The organism is Bradyrhizobium sp. UNPF46, from assembly GCF_006658625.1.
In the GTDB taxonomy this organism is placed as follows: Bacteria; Pseudomonadota; Alphaproteobacteria; order Rhizobiales; family Xanthobacteraceae; genus Bradyrhizobium; species Bradyrhizobium nitroreducens.
This window is the reverse complement of sequence record NZ_LFJB01000027.1, coordinates 42592-55818: the sequence shown is the minus strand read 5'-3', so window position 1 is coordinate 55818 and position 13227 is coordinate 42592. Positions and strand designations below refer to the sequence as shown.

General features: G+C 66.1%; 13 protein-coding genes. 11 read left to right on the top strand and 2 right to left on the bottom strand.

The annotated features are described in order from the left end of the window. Window position 1: 1 nt before the first annotated feature. The 7 genes from uvrC (at window position 2) to UNPF46_RS12525 (ending at window position 6283) form a co-directional block, all read left to right on the top strand. Window positions 2-2062 (top strand): excinuclease ABC subunit UvrC, encoded by a 2061-nt coding sequence (gene uvrC / locus UNPF46_RS12555; protein ID WP_142250224.1) that lies wholly within the window; start codon window positions 2-4, stop codon window positions 2060-2062. 107 nt (window positions 2063-2169) lie between these two features. Further along, on the top strand, window positions 2170-2787 hold the full coding sequence (gene pgsA, locus UNPF46_RS12550) for a CDP-diacylglycerol--glycerol-3-phosphate 3-phosphatidyltransferase (RefSeq protein ID WP_097657541.1): 618 nt from the start codon (window positions 2170-2172) through the stop codon (window positions 2785-2787). Then, window positions 2784-3035 (top strand): molybdopterin converting factor subunit 1, encoded by a 252-nt coding sequence (moaD, locus tag UNPF46_RS12545; RefSeq protein ID WP_100178132.1) that lies wholly within the window; start codon window positions 2784-2786, stop codon window positions 3033-3035. Before pgsA ends, moaD begins: the two co-directional genes overlap by 4 nt. A gap of 3 nt (window positions 3036-3038) precedes the next feature. Then, on the top strand, window positions 3039-3521 hold the full coding sequence (locus UNPF46_RS12540) for a molybdenum cofactor biosynthesis protein MoaE (RefSeq protein WP_142250223.1): 483 nt from the start codon (window positions 3039-3041) through the stop codon (window positions 3519-3521). Beyond that, window positions 3521-4480 (top strand): 50S ribosomal protein L3 N(5)-glutamine methyltransferase, encoded by a 960-nt coding sequence (gene prmB / locus UNPF46_RS12535; RefSeq protein WP_142250222.1) that lies wholly within the window; start codon window positions 3521-3523, stop codon window positions 4478-4480. Before UNPF46_RS12540 ends, prmB begins: the two co-directional genes overlap by 1 nt. A gap of 90 nt (window positions 4481-4570) precedes the next feature. After that, entirely contained in the window at window positions 4571-5152 is a 582-nt protein-coding gene (locus UNPF46_RS12530) for a phage holin family protein (protein ID WP_100178129.1), read from the top strand. Next, complete coding sequence (locus tag UNPF46_RS12525; protein ID WP_142250221.1) at window positions 5153-6283, top strand: YihY/virulence factor BrkB family protein; 1131 nt, start codon at window positions 5153-5155, stop codon at window positions 6281-6283. A 50-nt stretch (window positions 6284-6333) separates the two neighbouring features. Here UNPF46_RS12525 and UNPF46_RS12520 read toward each other — a convergent pair whose 3' ends face one another. Next, window positions 6334-7173: a class I SAM-dependent methyltransferase gene (locus tag UNPF46_RS12520; RefSeq protein WP_142250220.1), complete on the bottom strand. Its 840-nt coding sequence runs from the start codon at window positions 7171-7173 to the stop codon at window positions 6334-6336. A gap of 118 nt (window positions 7174-7291) precedes the next feature. On the opposite strand from UNPF46_RS12520, the gene UNPF46_RS12515 reads away from it, so the two are divergent. The 3 genes from UNPF46_RS12515 to UNPF46_RS12505 all read left to right on the top strand — a co-directional run bounded on the left by UNPF46_RS12515 (window position 7292) and on the right by UNPF46_RS12505 (window position 11363). Continuing rightward, a complete protein-coding gene (locus tag UNPF46_RS12515) occupies window positions 7292-8830 on the top strand; it encodes a winged helix-turn-helix domain-containing tetratricopeptide repeat protein (protein ID WP_181769906.1) in 1539 nt (512 codons plus the stop codon). A 142-nt stretch (window positions 8831-8972) separates the two neighbouring features. Further along, on the top strand, window positions 8973-10493 hold the full coding sequence (locus tag UNPF46_RS12510) for an EAL domain-containing protein (RefSeq protein WP_142250219.1): 1521 nt from the start codon (window positions 8973-8975) through the stop codon (window positions 10491-10493). Window positions 10494-10508: 15 nt separating this feature from the next. Continuing rightward, window positions 10509-11363: a TIGR01459 family HAD-type hydrolase gene (locus UNPF46_RS12505; protein WP_100178125.1), complete on the top strand. Its 855-nt coding sequence runs from the start codon at window positions 10509-10511 to the stop codon at window positions 11361-11363. A gap of 172 nt (window positions 11364-11535) precedes the next feature. On the opposite strand, the gene UNPF46_RS12500 is transcribed toward UNPF46_RS12505, so the two are convergent. Then, a complete protein-coding gene (locus tag UNPF46_RS12500; protein ID WP_008567674.1) occupies window positions 11536-11931 on the bottom strand; it encodes a response regulator in 396 nt (131 codons plus the stop codon). Window positions 11932-12159: 228 nt separating this feature from the next. Between UNPF46_RS12500 and UNPF46_RS12495 the strand changes: the two genes are divergently transcribed. Next, complete coding sequence (locus UNPF46_RS12495) at window positions 12160-13131, top strand: bifunctional riboflavin kinase/FAD synthetase (protein WP_100178124.1); 972 nt, start codon at window positions 12160-12162, stop codon at window positions 13129-13131. Window positions 13132-13227 lie beyond the last annotated feature (96 nt).

The following is a 13227-nucleotide window of genomic DNA, read 5'->3' as shown; positions in this document are numbered from 1 at the left end:
CATGGTTCACGATTCCACCGACGACCCGGACGACCGCGCGCGGAAATCGCCGCGGACGACTGCGAGCGACGTGCCGCCCGAGGCGTTGGCAGCGCCGGATATCGATCCCGCCGCCCCCGCCGGGGAGGACGATGACGATGCGCGGCTGCCAGACATCCTGGAGGAGAGCGGCGCGGTCGGCGAGGAGCCGCTGGCGACCGGCCATGAGGCGATCGAGCGCGCGGTCCGGCTCGCCCCGACTTCGCCCGGCGTCTATCGCATGCTCAGCGCGAATGCCGACGTGCTCTATGTCGGCAAGGCCAAGAACGTCAAAAAGCGCCTGTCCAGCTACGCCCGGCAAAGCGCGCCGCTGCCCGCCCGCATCCTGCGCATGATCGCCGCCACCGTCACGGTGGAGATCGTCTCGACCAACACCGAGACCGAGGCGCTGCTGCTGGAAGCCAACCTCATCAAGCAGCTGCGGCCGCGCTTCAACGTGCAGCTGCGCGACGACAAATCGTTTCCCTACATCCTGATCACCGGCGACCATTGGGCGCCGCAGATCCTCAAGCATCGCGGCGCGCAGAGCCGGCCCGGGCGCTATTTCGGCCCGTTCGCCTCCGCCGGCGCGGTCAACCGCACCATCACGGCGTTGCAGCGCGCCTTCCTGATCCGCTCCTGCACCGATTCCTTCTTCGAGAGCCGCACCCGGCCCTGCCTGCTCTACCAGATCCGCCGCTGCGCCGGCCCCTGCACGCGCGAGATCGACTTCGGCGGCTATACGACGCTGGTGCGCGAGGCCAGCGACTTCCTGTCCGGAAAGAGCCACGCGGTGAAGCAGGAGCTTGCCGGCGAGATGGAGAAGGCGGCGGGTGAGCTCGAGTTCGAGCGCGCCGCGCTCTACCGCGACCGCCTCGCTGCGCTCTCGGCGATCCAGTCCCAGCAGGGCATCAATCCGCGCACGGTGGAGGAAGCCGACGTGTTCGCCATCCACCAGGAGGGCGGCTTCTCCTGCGTCGAAGTGTTCTTCTTCCGCACCGGCCAGAACTGGGGCAACCGCGCCTATTTTCCGCGCGCGGAGAAGTCATTCACTCCGGAAGAGGTGCTCGGCTCCTTCCTCGCGCAGTTCTACGACGACAAGCCGCCCCCGAAGGTCATCCTGCTCTCGCACGAGATCGAGGAGAGCGAGCTGCTCGCCAATGCCCTGGCGATCAAGGCCGGCCACAAGGTCGAGGTCACCACGCCCAAGCGCGGCGAGAAGAAGGAGCTGGTCGCCCACGCCTTGACCAATGCGCGCGAGGCGCTCGGCCGCAAGCTCGCCGATACCGCCACGCAAAGCCGCCTGCTCGACGCCATGGCCACGACGCTGAGCCTGCCGCATGCGCCCAAGCGCATCGAAGTCTACGACAACAGCCACATCCAGGGCACCAATGCAGTCGGCGCCATGATCGTGGCCGGCCCGGATGGTTTCGTGAAGAACCAGTACCGCAAGTTCAACATCAAGTCGGAAGGGATCACGCCGGGCGACGACTTCGCCATGATGCGCGAGGTGCTGGAGCGCCGCTTCAAGCGCCTGATCAATCCGCCCGAGGACGCCGGCACCAAGACCAAGGACGATGATTTCCCGCAATGGCCCGATCTCGTCATCATCGACGGCGGTCGCGGCCAGCTCAACGCGGTCCGCGAGATCTTCGCCAGCCTCGGCCTGACCCAGGTGTCGCTGATGTCGGTCGCCAAGGGGCCGGACCGGGATGCCGGCCGCGAGACCCTGTTCATGCCGGAGCGCGAGGCCATCAAGCTGGAGCCGCGCGACCCCGTGCTCTATTTCATCCAGCGCCTGCGCGACGAGGCCCACCGTTTCGTCATCGGCTCGCACCGTAAGCTGCGCAAGAAGGACATCCGCGAGGCCGGTTTGCAGGAGATTCCGGGCATCGGCCCGTCACGCAAACGTGCCTTGCTGCATCATTTCGGGACCCTGAAGGAGATCGAACGCGCCTCGATCGCCGATCTCGGCAAGGTTCCGGGGGTCAGCGCCGAGAGCGCCCGCAGGATTTTCGATTATTTCCATCCCCAGCCGGGATGAACTAAAGGGGCCCAAAAGGGAGCTCGGGTCATATGGTCGTCGCATGCCGTGCCCCATCTGGGAGCGGAACGGTTGACCTGCGGGCTTGAGCGGTATTGGTAGGACGAATGAACATCGCCACGACACGAGGGACGACCAGCCGCGCGATGTCCCTCCCGAACATCCTGACCTATGGCCGGATCGCCGCGATCCCGGTCGTGGTCGGGTGCATCTATGCGCAGTCGATTTTGGATCAGCCGCTCTGGCTTCGCTGGGTCGCGGTCGCCATCTTCATCGCCGCCGCGGTCACCGATTACCTCGACGGCTATTACGCGCGAATCTGGAATCAGCAATCGGCCTTCGGCCGGATGCTCGATCCGATCGCCGACAAGCTGCTGGTCGCATCCTGCCTTTTGATGCTGGCCGCCGACGGCATCATCCACGGCTGGTCGCTGTGGGCCGCCATCGTGATCCTGTGCCGCGAGATCCTGGTCTCGGGCCTGCGCGAATACCTCGCCGCGCTCCGCGTCAGCGTGCCCGTGACCAAGCTTGCGAAGTGGAAGACCACCGTCCAGCTCGTTGCGATCGGGTTTCTGCTCGCGGGACCTGCCGGCGACGAGGTGGTGCCCGTTGTCTCGATGATCGGCCTCGCGCTGCTCTGGGCATCGGCGATCGTGACCATCTACACCGGCTATGATTATTTCCGTGCCGGCATCCATCACCTCATCAAGGAGGACGAGGGATGAAGGTGAAATATTTTGCCTGGGTGCGCGAGCGCGTCGGCAAGGCGGAGGAGACCATCGAGCCGCCTTCGACCGTGCGCACCGTCGAGGAGCTGATCGCCTGGCTGTCCAGCCAGAGCGAGGCCTATGCCTACGCGTTCGAGAAGCCGAAGGTGATCCGCGCCGCGATCGACCACGCCCATGTCAAATCGGATGCCGCGATCGCCGGCGCCCGCGAGATCGCGTTCTTCCCGCCGATGACCGGCGGCTAGGCCATGACCTCCCCTGTCGCCAGCTGCCCCGTCGCGATCCGCATCCAGGAAGACGATTTCGATATCGCCCGAGAGATCGCGGTCCTCACCAGGAGCCGCACCGACATCGGTGCCGTCGTCAGCTTTTCCGGCATCTGCCGTGCGGACGACGACAGCGCCAAGGTCGCCGCGCTCACGCTCGAGCATTATCCAGGGATGGCCGAGGAAGAGATCAGGCGTCATGCCGACGAGGCCATTTCACGCTGGCCATTGAACGGCGTCACGGTGATCCACCGCGTCGGCCGCTTCATGCCGGGTGATAACATCGTGCTGGTGCTGACCGCCTCGCAGCACCGCCAGGCCGCATTCCAGGCGGCCGAGTTCCTGATGGACTACCTCAAGACCAACGCGCCGTTCTGGAAGAAGGAAGAGAGCGCCACCGGCACCGGCTGGGTCGAGGCCCAGGCCCGTGACGACGAGGCCGCCGCACGCTGGACCAAATCCTGATGGCAAGAGCATCCAAAAAGACCGCGCGTGGCCGCGCCGCGCCGAAGCCTGCGAAAGTGGGTCCCGGCGAGCTTCTCACGCTGCTCGATTTCGTCCGTTATGCCGTGAGCCGCTTCGTTGAAGCCAAGCTCGCCTTCGCCCATGGCACGACCGACCCGGTCGCGGAAGCCGCGTTTCTGGTCTGCGAGGCCCTGCACCTCAATCCCGACCAGTTCGAGGGCTTTGCCCACGCGCGCGTCACGATTGCGGAAGGCAAGACCATCCTCGATCTCGTCCATCGACGCATCACCACGCGCAAGCCGGCCGCCTACCTCGTCAACAAGGTCTACATGCGCGGCCTGCCCTTCTACGTCGACGAGCGCGTCATCGTTCCGCGCTCCTTCATCGGCGAGCTCCTGGATTCGCATTTCGGCGGCGACGGCGAGGTCGGATCGCTGATCAACGACCCCAATGCGGTCGAGCGCGTGCTCGATCTCTGCACGGGATCGGGATGTCTCGCGATTCTCGCGGCCCATCATTTCCCGAATGCGGCGATCGATGCCGTCGACATCTCCAAGGGCGCGATCGAGGTTGCCAGGCGCAATGTCGACGAATACGGGCTCGGTGAGCAGATCACGCTGCATCGCGGCGATTTGTTCGCCCCGCTCGGCGATGCGCGTTACGACCTGATCGTCACCAACCCGCCCTATGTCGATGCGGAAGGCATGGCCGCGTTGCCACCTGAATGCCGGGCCGAGCCGAAACTCGCCTTCGACGGCGGCGCCGACGGCCTCGACGTGGTCCGCCGCATCCTGGCGGAGGCGCCCGATCACCTGACGCCGGACGGCGGGCTGATCTGCGAGATCGGCCGCGGCCGGCACCTGGTCGACGAGGCCTTCCCGGAGCTGCCGCTGCTCTGGCTCGACACCGAGGATTTCGAAGGCGAGGTGTTCTGGATTTCGGCCGCCGATCTCGGCTGAGCGCTCACGACCGCCGCGCGCGGACGGAACAAGTCAAATTCGGCCACGTTCATCCCCCGACGAATTTTCTCGCTCTCGGAGGATGTCCAGATGCTCGCGCCATCGGGCGAATTGCTGCGCGCCGGCATGGCGCTGAAGCTCAACCACGTCAAACGCGCCGCTCAGTCCTATCTGCGTGACCGGGCCGGCCAGGCATCGGGCAAGGTGACGTCTTACGCGGTGGCGGGCGGGCTGTTCGCGGTCGCGGGCCTGTTCGCGATGGCGGCCTTCTTCGTCGGGCTGATCGCCCTGTATCGCTGGGTCGCCATCACCTACGGGCAGTTCTGGGGTTTCGGTGCCGTCGGAGCCGTGCTGCTGGTGCTGGCGGCGGTCTGCGCCGGCGTGGCCACGGCGCAGATGAACCGCAAAGCCAGGCCGATCGTGCCGCTTGCGAGCCGGATGCGCGTTGCCATCGCGACGCCGCGGATTCCGCGTGGAACGGTCGGGGAGGCCGTAAAGGAGGTCGCAACCGCGATTCCCCTCGCGCCGCTCGCGCCGGGCGAACGCCGCAATGGCCGACCCGCTTGGTCCACCAACCGGCCCGTGCAGCTTGGCTTGATGCTCGCGGCGATCGGACTGGCGGGCTTCACGGCGGCGCGCCGCAGGCGGTACGGCCAAAGATCGGACGCTTGAATGCCGGCGCGGCGTCCCGAGCAGTTCGACTCGTGGCTCCTGATCGCAGCCACAGCCGTCTTCGTGCTCACCGCGGAGCGCTATTTCCAGAACTCCGGCCTGATCCGTCCGGGACCTCCACCAGACCATCGCAACGCCGAGGCGAACTCACCGGAAACGAGCCCGACGCGTGCGGCAGTACAGCCCGGCCACGGCCGCCGCGCCAAGAGTCCGTTCGCGATTCCCTGGGCGGGCTGGAAGGATATCTTCTGGCGCACCTATCAGCGCATCGATGACGATCGCCTGCTCGCGACAGCGGGCGGTGTCGTGTTCTTCGGGCTGCTCGCGATCTTTCCGGCGGTCACGGCGCTGGTTTCGTCCTATGGCCTGTTCGCCGATCCCGCGACGATCAGCGCCAACCTGCAGACGCTGGCGACCATGCTGCCGCAGGGCTCGTTCCAGATCGTCGAGGACCAGGTGGCGCGCGTGGTGTCGCATGGCAACACCACGCTCGGTGCCACCTTCCTGCTCGGCCTTCTGCTCGCGGTCTGGAGCGCCAATGCCGGCGTCAAGGCGATCTTCGACGCCCTCAACGTCGCCTATGAGGAGCGCGAGAAGCGCAGCTTCATCAAGCTCAACATGGTGTCGCTGACCTTCACGGTCGGCGGCATCGTGGCGCTGCTGCTGATGGTGGCGGCCGTCGTCGCCTTTCCGCTCGCACTCGATCATCTCGGCATGGCGCCCAAGAGCAAGCTGATCGCGGCGCTGGCGCGATGGCCGCTGCTGTTCTTCATCCTGCTCATGGCGCTCGCCGTGCTCTACCGCTTCGCCCCCAGTCGCGATGCGCCGCGCTGGCAATGGCTCAGCCTCGGCGCAGTCATCGCCGCCATCCTCTGGATCGCCGGCTCGGCGCTGCTGTCCTGGTATCTGTCGGAATTCACCAACTACAATGCGACCTACGGCTCGCTCGGCGCAGCCATCGGCCTGATGACGTGGATGTGGATGTCGGCGATCGTCGTCATGTTCGGCGCCGAGCTGAATTCGGAGATCGAGCGGCAGACGCTGAAGGATACGACCACCGGACGGCCCAAGCCACGCGGCAGCCGCGAGGCGGTCTCGGCCGACACCGTCGGCGCGACCGCGCCGTTCTAACCAATGACGACGATCGGGCCGGAGCTGATCCGGCCCGATCGAGCGGCGTCTCAGCGCTTGGTGATGACGGCTTCCAGATATTCGCTGTGCACGACAATGGTGCCGTCATCGGCATGGTTGAACTCGCCGAGCAACGCCAGGAGATCGCGCCTCAGCGCGGCCTGGCCGCTCTCGTCGAGCGCGGCAAACGCCTTCAGCGTCGGCCCGTAGAAGGTCTTGAAGACATCGAGCCAGTGCTCGGGCGAGCGATAGCGGAACACGAACATGCGCGGCTCGGCCGATATGTCCGAGGCCTGGCTTGCGAACATCTCCTCGAGCCGCGCCGGGGTGCCCCACAGCGCCGGGGACTTCACGCCGGCCGGCGGCGGCAGATGCTTGCCGATGGTCTTGAACAGCTGGCCGATGAAGCCCTGCGGGGTCCAGTTGGCGAGGCCGATCTTGCCGCCGGATTTGCAGACGCGCGCAAGCTCCGAGGCCGCCTTGTCCTGGTCCGGTGTGAACATCACGCCGAAGGTCGAGAGCACGACGTCGTAACTGGCGTCCGCAAACGGCAGCGCTTCGGCGTCAGCCTCGCGAAATTCGACCGTCAGATGGTCCGCCGCCGCACGCTCCTGCCCGCGCTTGAGCAGCGCCGGCACATAGTCGGTGGATGTGACGTCACACCAGCGCCGCGCCGCGGCCAGCGTCGCGTTGCCGTTGCCGGCGGCGACGTCCAGCACCTTGCTGCCGGCGCGCAGGTCCAGGGCCTCACAGAGTTGCTCGCCGACGATCTGCAGGGTGGTGCCGACGACGGCATAGTCGCCCGAGGACCAGGCGCCATGCTGGCGCTGCTTGACGGCGGCGAGATCGGGCTGGGCGGGAGCCTGTTTGAGCGCGGCGGATGTCGACATGGCAATTCTCCGGAGGTGAAAACGCCGGGACGATAGGGCGCATGCGGTCCGCTGGCCTTGAGAGCGGCATTATTTTACGCTGAGAGCACCTTGATTTCCCAGCGGAACCGAGGCTGGCGTGGCGTTTCATTTTGAGGATTTCGTGCTCGATGCCGAGCGGCGCGAATTGCGGCGCGCGAGGACGCTGATCGCGCTCGAGCCCCAGGTGTTCGATCTTCTGCTCCATCTCGTTCGCAACCGCGAACGCGTGGTGACGCGGGACAATCTGCTCGACGCAGTCTGGAACGGCCGCGTCGTCTCGGAATCGACGCTCACCAGCCGGATCAACGCCGCGCGGCGCGCGGTCGACGACAATGGCGGGGAGCAGCGGCTGATCCGGACCATCGCGCGCAAGGGCGTCCGGTTTGTTGGCGAGGTCACCGAGCTTTCCGAGGCGGCGACAAGCCGGCCACCGGCGGGCTTGCCGCTGCCTGACCGGCCTGCCATCGCGGTCCTGCCATTCATCAATATGAGCGGCGAAGCGGAGCAGGATTATTTCTCCGACGGCATCAGCGAGGACATCATCACCGCGCTGTCGAAGCTGCGCTGGTTCTTCGTCATCGCGCGCAACTCCTCGTTCATCTACAAGGGGCGCACGGTTCATCTGCGTCAGGTCGCCGAAGAGCTCGGCGTTCGCTATGTCGTCGAGGGCAGCGTCCGCAAGGACGGTGACCGCGTCCGCATCACCGCACAGCTCAACGATGTCGCCACCGGCAGTCATCTCTGGGCCGAACGCTACGATCGCGAGCTTGCCGATGTCTTTGCCGTGCAGGACGAGATCACCGAAGCGATCGTCGCGGCGATCGAGCCGCAGCTCTATGCCGCGGAGAGCTTTCGCGCCCAGCGCAAGCCGCCGGACAGCATGGATGCCTGGGATCTCGTGATGCGCGCGCTGTCGCATTACTGGCGCGTGACACGGCAGGATCATGTGGTGGCGCAGGCGCTGCTCGAGAAAGCCATCGCACTCGACCCCAACTACGGCAAGGCGCTCGGGTTGCTCGGCACCAGCTACATGTTCACGGCGCATATGGGCTGGATGGAGATGGACCGTGCGATCACCAGCGCCGAACGTGCCGCGCGGGCTGCCATCCGCGCCGACAACGAGGATGCCTGGGCTCACAACGCGCTCGGCCACGTCAATCTGTTTGCGCGCCGGTTCGAGGATTCGCTGGCCGCATTCGAGACCGCGTTGCGGCTCAATCCGAATTTCGCCCTGGCACAGGGCTATTACGGATTGGCACTCGGCTATTGCGGCCGCTGGCGGGACGCCGACGAGGCCGCGCGGCGGGCGATCCGCCTCAGCCCGCGCGATCCCTATGCCCCCGTCTATTACGGTATCGCCGCTTATGCCCGCTTCCTCGGCGGCGATGACGCGGAGGCGATCCGGCTCGCCCAGGAGGCCCTGCGCCAGCGGAGCGATTTCGTCGGCGCGCATCGGGTACTGACTGCGGCTGCCGGCATGGCCGGACAGGCTGATCTCGCCCACGCGGCGCTGAAGGAGCTCCGCCGTGCCCAGCCGAACGTCTCGCTCGCCTGGCTCGCCGAATTCATGCCGGTCAAGCTTGCCCGCGACCGCGAACGCTACCTCGAAGGCTTTCGCCGGGCTGGATTGACTTGAGCCGCAACGAGGCTGCTATCCCCTCGAATCAACAATGATGTTAAGGTCATGCGGCTTGGGGGAGCACGAGGCGTGACGGGATCGCACGGCGACCCGTGTTTTCCCGGGCAAGACAGTCAGCTCTTGAGGCGTAACGCGCGGCATGATTCGCATTTCGACGATCTTCATCGCCATCTGCATGGTTCTGGTCGCGGCCTCGCTCGGGCTTGTCCTCTACGCCGTCGCCGGCATCAGCGGGACCGAATCCGCGATCGTGGCGCTGACCGTGCTGACCTTCCTGATCCTTTACAACGCCGTGTCGATGCGGCTGCGCGACCGCAGCGACGTCGGCGGCCAGATTGCCGATCTGTCGCGCGGCACCGCCGACCTCGCCCGCCAGGTGGCCGAGTTCGGCCGCCGCCTGGCTGCGATCGAGGGACGTATCGCCTCGTCCAATTCGACCAACTCCGACCGCATCCAGTCCGTGGTCGGCGAGATCAACGAACTCGGCGGATTGGTCAGGCAGCTCGCGACCACCGTGTCGACCCACGAGGATCTGCTGGCCGGCGCCGCGCCGGCTCTCGCCCCGGTCGCCAGATCCGAACCCAGACCGGAGCTCAGGTCCGAGCCGGAAGCGCCAATCGACCTGGCTGCGCCGTTCGAGGAACAGTCGGTCGCCCCTCCCCCGCTTCCCGCCGCCCCCCCGCCGCCGGTGGCGCAGCCGCGGCCCATGCCGTCGGTCCAGGCCCAGACCGCCCCGGTTCAGACCGCCGCCGGACGCAACCAGACACAATTGCTGGCGACGCTGCGCAACGCCATCGACGAGAACCGCATCGACATCTTCCTGCAGCCGATGGTGACGCTGCCGCAGCGCAAGGTGCGGTTCTACGAGGCGGTGACGCGCCTGCGCGACGAGCGCGACCAGCTGATCGCCGCCGAGGAGTTCATCAGCATCGCGGAAGCTTCCGGCCTGATCGGACGCATCGACAACATGGTGATGCTGCGCTGTGTGCAGGTGCTGCGACGCCTGATGGTGCGCAACAAGGACGTCGGCGTGTTCTGCAACGTCGCGGCGTCCACGCTCGGCAATTCGACCACCTTCGCACAATGCCTCGACTTCCTCGAAGCCAACCGCGCGCTGGCGCCCTCGCTGGTGCTGGAGTTCAAGCAGGCGACGTTCCGCAATCTCGGCCCGGCCGAGACCGAGAATCTTGCCGCGCTCGCCCAGCGCGGTTTCCGCTTCTCGATCGACCATGTCACCGATCTCAGGATCGAGCCGCGCGAGCTGGCCGACCGCGGCGTGCGCTTCATCAAGGTGCCGGCCGCGCTGCTGCTCGACCCCAGGCAGGCCTCGGCGTCGGACATTCATCCCTCCGACCTTTCCGACCTGCTCGGCCGCTTCGGCATCGACCTGATCGCCGAACGGATCGAAGGCGAGCGCGCGGTCGTGGACCTGCTCGACTATGACGTGCGGTTCGGCCAGGGGTTCCTGTTCGCACCGCCCCGGCCATTGCGGCCGGAGGGGGCATCTGCTACCGGCGGGGCCTCGCCGAACCAGGCGCAGGACATTCAGGGATCCAATGGCTCCGCTTCCCCCAGCCAAGGTACGACATCTGGCGCGACATCAGCCGCTCCTCCGGCACAACGCATCACCGGCAACGCGGCGCTCGCGCGCCGCATCTGATCGGCGCCGCCCATCATGACAACGCTGCATTTCGCCGAAAGCCTGCGCGAGCTCGTGGGCGGTGTGGATGTCGTGCTCAGCGACATCTGGGGCGTCGTTCACAACGGCCTCGAATCCTTCCCCGAGGCCTGCGAGGCGCTGCACACCTATCGCAGCCGTGGCGGTACGGTGATCCTGATCACCAACGCACCGCGGCCGGCTGACAGCGTGCAGCGGCAATTGCGCAAGCTCGGCGTCGCCGACGAGACCTATGACGCCATCGTGTCTTCGGGCGATCTGACGCGGCTCTATGTCGCCGAGCATCCCGGCCGCAAGATGTTCTGGCTCGGACCCGAGCGCGACAATTCGATCTATCGCGGCCTCGATGCGAAGACCGCCCCGCTTGAGGAAGCCGACTATATCGTCTGCACCGGCCTCTACGACGACGAGACCGAGACGGCGGAAGACTATCGCGGCATGATGCTGAAGGCACGCGAGCGCAAGCTGACGCTGGTCTGCGCCAACCCCGACATCGTGGTGGAGCGCGGCGACCGGCTGATCTACTGCGCCGGCGCCATCGCGGAGCTCTATCGCGAGCTCGGCGGCGAGGTGATCTTCTACGGCAAGCCGCACCGGCCGATCTACGAGCGCGCCATGGCGCTCGCCGGTGAGCGCCAGGGCCACCAGATCGACCGGAAAAAGGTTCTGGCGATCGGCGATTCCGTCCGCACCGACCTGACCGGCGCGCGCGAATTCGGCATCGACTGCCTGTTCGTGACCCGCGGCATCCATGCCGAGGAGTTCGAGGGCCTCGACCAGCTTGATCCGGCTTCCGTGATGGAATTGTTCGGCCATCCGCCGAAGGCGCTGATGCGCGAATTGAAGTGGTGAGGGCTTAACCTCTGTCATTCCGGGGCGCGCGAAGCGCGAACCCGGAATCTCGAGATTCCGGGTTCGGTGCTGACGCACCGCCCCGGAATGACGGGGGCTAACGCGAATGCCCGGGACAAGCCCGGGCATGACGTTCCAAACGGAAAATTGTTGTCCGGCGAAGAGCGGCCCTTTACGCGCTCGCCATGTCCGGGAAGACCGCCTCGATCTTGGTCTTCAGCGTCGCCGCATTGAACGGCTTGACGATGTAGTTGTTCACGCCGGCCTTCTTGGCCGCGATCACGTTCTCGGTCTTGGATTCCGCCGTGATCATGATGAAGGGCGTGGTGGCGAGGTTCGGATCCGCGCGCACTTCGCGCAGCAGGTCGTACCCCGTCATCGGCTCCATGTTCCAGTCGGAGATCACGAGTCCGTACTTCTTGCCGCGCATCTTGTTCAGCGCTGCCGAACCGTCGCTGGCATCATCGATATTCTCGAAGCCAAGCTGCTTCAGCAGATTCCGGATGATACGGATCATGGTGCTGTAGTCATCCACCACCAGAACCGGCATCGACAAATCAACCGCCATCTCGACTCCCCCAACGCATACCCAGGAATATTACGATCGGACCCGCCGGGCCGGAGCCCGCCTGTTCCAGATGCAAGGACTAGCACCAAGGCGTTAAACAGCGCGTTAATTGGGGGCGCCCCGAAAGAACTGAAATTGCGTTCGATGCGGGTTGCCCCTCCCGCTTGACTTCATCGGGCGGGTCGCGCCACGGTCCCGGCCGGTCCCGCCGGTTCGAGAATTCCCCTGATGGCCCCGCATTTTAACGTTATTCGCGACACCACGCCGGCCTCCGCCATTCCAAGGGGCGCCGTGGTGGCCATGGGCAATTTCGACGGGGTTCATCTCGGCCACCGCGCCGTGATCGCCGCGGCCCTGGAAATGGGCCGGGCGCATGGCCGCCCTGCGCTGGCGCTGACTTTCGAGCCCCATCCACGGCGATTTTTCAGCCCCAACACCCCGCAATTCCGCCTGACGGACGAACGGGCCAAATTGCGGCTTCTGGCCGGCACCGGGCTTGCCGGCGCCGTGGTCATGACCTTCGACAAGGCCCGGGCCGGAACCAGCGCGCAAGATTTCATTCACCATGAGCTGATCGGACGGCTCGGCGTCAGCGGGATCGCGGTCGGCTACGACTTCCATTTCGGCAAGGGGCGGGTCGGCTCGCCCAGTCTTCTGGTCAATGAAGCGCCCCGGCTCGGCATCGAGGTCGACGTGCAGCCGCATGTCGACATCGACGAGCGGCCGGTGTCCTCCAGCGCCATCCGCGTCGCCCTCGCCGAAGGCCAGCTGGACGAGGCCACCACCATGCTGGGCGCGCCCTGGTTCGTCACCGGCGAGGTGATCCACGGCGAGAAGCGCGGCCGCGACCTCGGCTATCCCACCGCCAATATCCGCCTGGACGCCAATTGCGGCCTGAAGCACGGCATCTATGCGGTACGCGTCGGCCGAGGCTCGGAGCGGCTCGACGGGGTAGCCAGCTTCGGTCGCCGCCCGACTTTTGATAATGGCGCACCCCTCCTGGAAATCTTCCTGTTCGACTTCAAGGGCGACCTCTACGGGCAGGAGCTGGACTGCGCCTTCGTCGGCTTCATCCGCGAGGAGCTGAAATTCGATGGTCTAGAGGCCCTGATCCGGCAGATGGACGACGATTCCGCCCGTGCCCGCGCCATCCTGGCCGCGGCCCCGGACGCGTTTCCGAGGCTCGGCATCGTCGATTGAGGGCCGAACCCGGCCTCCCCGAACCTTTGCGCTTCCCTTTTGCGCTTCTCTTTTGCGCTTCCCCTGGCCCCCTGCTATGGAGAGCCCATGTTTGCG